Origin of the sequence: Luteibacter sp., from assembly GCF_051958795.1 — a bacterium.
Lineage (GTDB): Bacteria > Pseudomonadota > Gammaproteobacteria > Xanthomonadales > Rhodanobacteraceae > Luteibacter.
Genome location: NZ_JBQCFT010000105.1, coordinates 1 through 4,169 on the forward strand (window position 1 = coordinate 1; position 4,169 = coordinate 4,169).

At 68.1% G+C, this 4,169-nt stretch carries 2 protein-coding genes; both read left to right on the plus strand.

The features are described 5' to 3' along the window. Nucleotides 1-206: 206 nt before the first annotated feature. Nucleotides 207-1,163 carry a bifunctional riboflavin kinase/FAD synthetase gene (locus ACTHLF_RS05690; RefSeq protein ID WP_440325610.1) on the plus strand — a complete coding sequence of 319 codons (957 nt, stop codon included), beginning with the start codon at nt 207-209 and terminating at the stop codon, nt 1,161-1,163. A gap of 19 nt (nt 1,164-1,182) precedes the next feature. Beyond that, nucleotides 1,183-4,041: an isoleucine--tRNA ligase gene (gene ileS, locus ACTHLF_RS05695; RefSeq protein ID WP_440325612.1), complete on the plus strand. Its 2,859-nt coding sequence runs from the start codon at nt 1,183-1,185 to the stop codon at nt 4,039-4,041. The last annotated feature ends 128 nt before the right edge of the window (nt 4,042-4,169 follow it).

A 4,169-nucleotide genomic window follows, 5' to 3' on the forward strand; every position in this document is an offset into this window, starting at 1 on the left:
CGCCTGGGGTTCCCGGCCGACCCCCCGGCGCCCCCGGTGCGCGCCCCCCCCGTGGGGGCGGGTGCTTGCCCGCGCGGGGACTGGCGGCAACCCCTATCGCGTGCAAGCACGCTCCCACAAGGGCTGAGCACGCATTGTGCGCCGCAATGGGGCCGCTATACTGGCCCGATGGCTTTTATTCCGCATCGACCCCAAGGCGGCCGCGCATGACGCTGCGACTCCATCGCGACGTGGACGGCGCGTGCCTGACGCCCCAGGGCAGCGTGGTGGCGATCGGCGCGTTCGACGGCCTGCACCTGGGCCACCAGGCGATCCTCGCCGAGGTGCGCCAGCGCGCTGCCGCGAAGGGCCTGGCCCCCGCCGTGATCACGTTCGACCCGCTGCCGCGCGCCTTCTTTTCGAAGGAGCCCGTGCCGCGCCTCTCCGGTGTCCGTGAGAAGGCCGAGGGCATGGCTGCGGCCGGCATCGTCGAGCTGCTCTCGCTGCGCTTCGATGAAGCCCTGACGCAGATGTCCGCCGAGGATTTCGTGCGCAAGGTGATCGTCGGCCGCCTCGCCGCGCGCGAGGTCTGGGTGGGCGAGGATTTCCGCTTCGGCCACCGCCGTGGCGGCGATTTCGCGCTGCTCGAGAAGATGGGCGCGGAGCTGGGCTTTACCGCGCATGCCGTGGCCGCGGTGCTGGTGGATGGCGAGCGCGTGTCCTCCTCGAAGGTGCGCACCCTGCTCGCGGAAAGCCGCTTCGCCGATGCGACGGTACTGCTCGGCCGCCCGTTCGTCATCGACGGCCACGTCGAACACGGCAAGCAGCTGGGTCGCGAGCTCGGCTACCCGACCGCCAACGTGCATTTGCGCGAGCGAGTGAGTCCGATCCAGGGCATCTTCGCCGTGCGTATCGGTATCGGCGATGGCCCGTGCAGCTGGCCTGGCGTGGCGAGCCTCGGCTTCCGCCCGACGGTCAACGAGGTGCGTGAGCCGCTGCTCGAAGCGCATCTGTTCGATTTCTCCGGCGATCTCTACGGCCAGCGCATCGGCGTGGAGTTCGTTCGCAAGCTCAGGGATGAGGAAAAATTCGACGGCCTGGAAGCCCTGGTCGCGCAGATGCGCCAGGACGAACGGGACGCCCGGCAGGCCCTGGGGATGAACCCCATCCTTGCCGATGCATGACACACCACGGTTGCCAGCGATGACCCAGGACTACAAGAACACCATCAACCTGCCGCAGACGGAATTCCCGATGCGCGGCGATCTGCCCAAGCGCGAGCCGCACTGGCTGGCGAACTGGGAGCGCGTGGGCCGCTACCAGCAGATCCAGGAAAAGACCGCCGGCCGCGACAAGGTGTTCGTGCTGCACGACGGCCCGCCGTACGCCAATGGCGCCATTCACCTTGGCCACGCGGTGAACAAGGTGCTGAAGGACGTCATCGTCAAGTCGAAGCTGATCGCCGGCTACCGTGCGCCTTACGTGCCGGGCTGGGATTGCCATGGCCTGCCGATCGAGATCGCGATCGAGAAGAAGTTCGGCAAGGCGGGCGACAAGCTCGACGCCGCGGCATTCCGCCAGAAGTGCCGTGAATACGCGCTCGCGCAGATCGACCTGCAGCGCACCGACTTCAAGCGCCTCGGCGTCCTGGGTGACTGGGAGAAGCCGTACCGCACGCTCGATTTCACCTACGAAGCCGACATGATCCGCGCGCTGGCGCGCATCGTCGATAACGGCCACGTGGTGCGCGGTGCCAAGCCCGTGTACTGGTGCTTCGATTGCGGCTCGGCGCTGGCCGAAGCGGAAATCGAATACGCCGACAAGACCTCGCCCGCCGTGGACGTGGCGTACGACGCCGTCTATCCGAAGGAGATGGGTGCGGAATTCGGCGTGGACGTGGGCGATGCGATAGTCGCCGTGCCGATCTGGACCACCACGCCGTGGACGCTGCCGTCCAGCCAGGCCGTGTCGCTCGGTGGCGAGATCGAATACTCGCTGGTCGAAGGCCCCTCGCGCGGCGGCAAGCGCGTGCTCCTGGTGATCGCGTCGGCGCTGGCGGAGAAGGCCCTGGCCCGCTACGGCGTGGAGGGCGCGAACGTCCTGGCCCGCAAGCAGGGCGCCGCGCTGGAGAACCAGCAGCTCAAGCACCCGTTCTACGACAAGCACGTGCCCATCATCCTCGGTGACCACGTCTCCGACGAGGACGGTACCGGTGCCGTGCATACCGCGCCCGACCACGGCGCGGAAGACTTTGCCGTGGGCCAGCACTACGGCATCGGCACGCTCAACTATGTCGATGGCCGCGGCGTCTACCGCAGCGACCTGCCGCTCGCGGGCGACACCACGTTCGCCGGCATGCACATCTGGAAGGCCAACGACGCCATCGTCGACCTCCTGCGCTTCCGTGGCGTGCTGCTCGCCTCGGCGAAGCTGACCCACAGCTACCCGCATTGCTGGCGCCACAAGACCCCGGTGATCTATCGCGCCACGCCGCAGTGGTTCATCGGCATGGAAACCGCTGGCCTGCGCGATACCGCGCTCACCTCGATCAAGAGCGTGCGCTGGGTGCCCGCGTGGGGCGAAGAGCGCATCCGCGGCATGGTCGAGGGCCGCCCGGACTGGTGCATCTCGCGCCAGCGCACCTGGGGCGTGCCGATCACCCTGTTCGTGGACAAGAACACCCACGAGCCGCATCCGGATTCCGTGCAGCTCATGGAGAAGGTGGCGCAGAAGGTCGCGCACGAAGGCATCGATTGCTGGTTCACGCTGGATCCGCGCGAGCTGCTGGGCGATGACGCCGACAGGTACGAGAAGGTCACCGACGTCCTCGACGTGTGGTTCGACTCGGGCGTGAGCCACTTCGCGGTCGTGGGCCAGCGCCCCGAACTGCAGGCTGGCAACGCCAGCGAGTACAAGGTCATGTACCTGGAAGGCTCCGACCAGCATCGCGGCTGGTTCCAGTCGTCGCTGCTCACCTCGGCCGCCATCCACGGCCGCGCGCCTTACGACCATGTGCTCACCCACGGCTTCACCGTGGATGCCCAGGGCCGCAAGATGTCGAAGTCGCTGGGCAACGGCATCGAGCCGCAGGACATCATGAAGACGCTGGGCGCGGACATCCTGCGCCTGTGGATCTCGTCGACTGATTACCGCAACGAGATGTCGCTGTCGGACGAGATCCTCAAGCGCGTGGCGGATACCTACCGCCGCATCCGCAATACCGCGCGTTTCCTGCTGGGCAACCTCGACGGGTTCAACCCGGACAAGGATCTGCTGGCCACGGCGGCATGCCTGCCGCTCGACCAGTGGGCCGTGCAGCAGGCCGCCGATGCGCAGGCCGCGATCATCGCCGCGTACGAGCGTTACGACTTCCCGGAAATCGTCCAGCGCGTGCAGAACTTCTGCACCAACGAGCTCGGCGCGCTGTACCTGGACGTGACCAAGGACCGCCTGTACACCATGCCGACCGAGAGCCTCGGGCGGCGCAGTGCGCAGAGCGCGATGTACCGCATCGCCGAGGCCATGGTGCGCTGGATCGCGCCGATGCTGAGCTTCACCGCGGAAGAGATCTGGCAGCACCTGCCGGGCACGCGCAGCGAATCGGTGCTGTTCGAGACCTTCTACGAGGGCCTGGACGTGCGCCAGGATGCCGAGACCCGCGCGTGGTGGAGCAAGCTGCTCACGATCCGCGAGACGGCGTCCCGCGTGCTCGAAGGCATGCGCAAGGCCGGCCAGATCGGCGCCTCGCTGGATGCCACGCTGACCCTGCACGCCGACCTGCCCACGCAGTCGGCCCTGGCGGAATCGGCGGACGAGCTGCGCTTCTTCTTCATCACCTCCGACGTGACCCTGGCCCCGCTGGAAGGCCGCCCGGCCAACGCCGAGAAGGTGGAGCTGGAGGAGGGCGAGGTGTATGTCTCGGCCGCGGTCACCGACTGGGCCAAGTGCATCCGTTGCTGGCAGCACCGCGCGGACGTGGGCCATGACCCGGCCCACCCGGAAATCTGCGGCCGCTGCGTGGAAAACGTGGCAGGGCCCGGCGAAGATCGCCACTGGTTCTAGGCTACGAAGCACCCGTGGGTGCGGGGGGGGGCGCGGGGAGCGGAGGCGGGGGACCCCCCCACCCCCCCCCCCCCCCCCCCCCAAGGGTGTGAGCACCAGGGGGTGGGGGATTTATAGCCCCCCCCCCC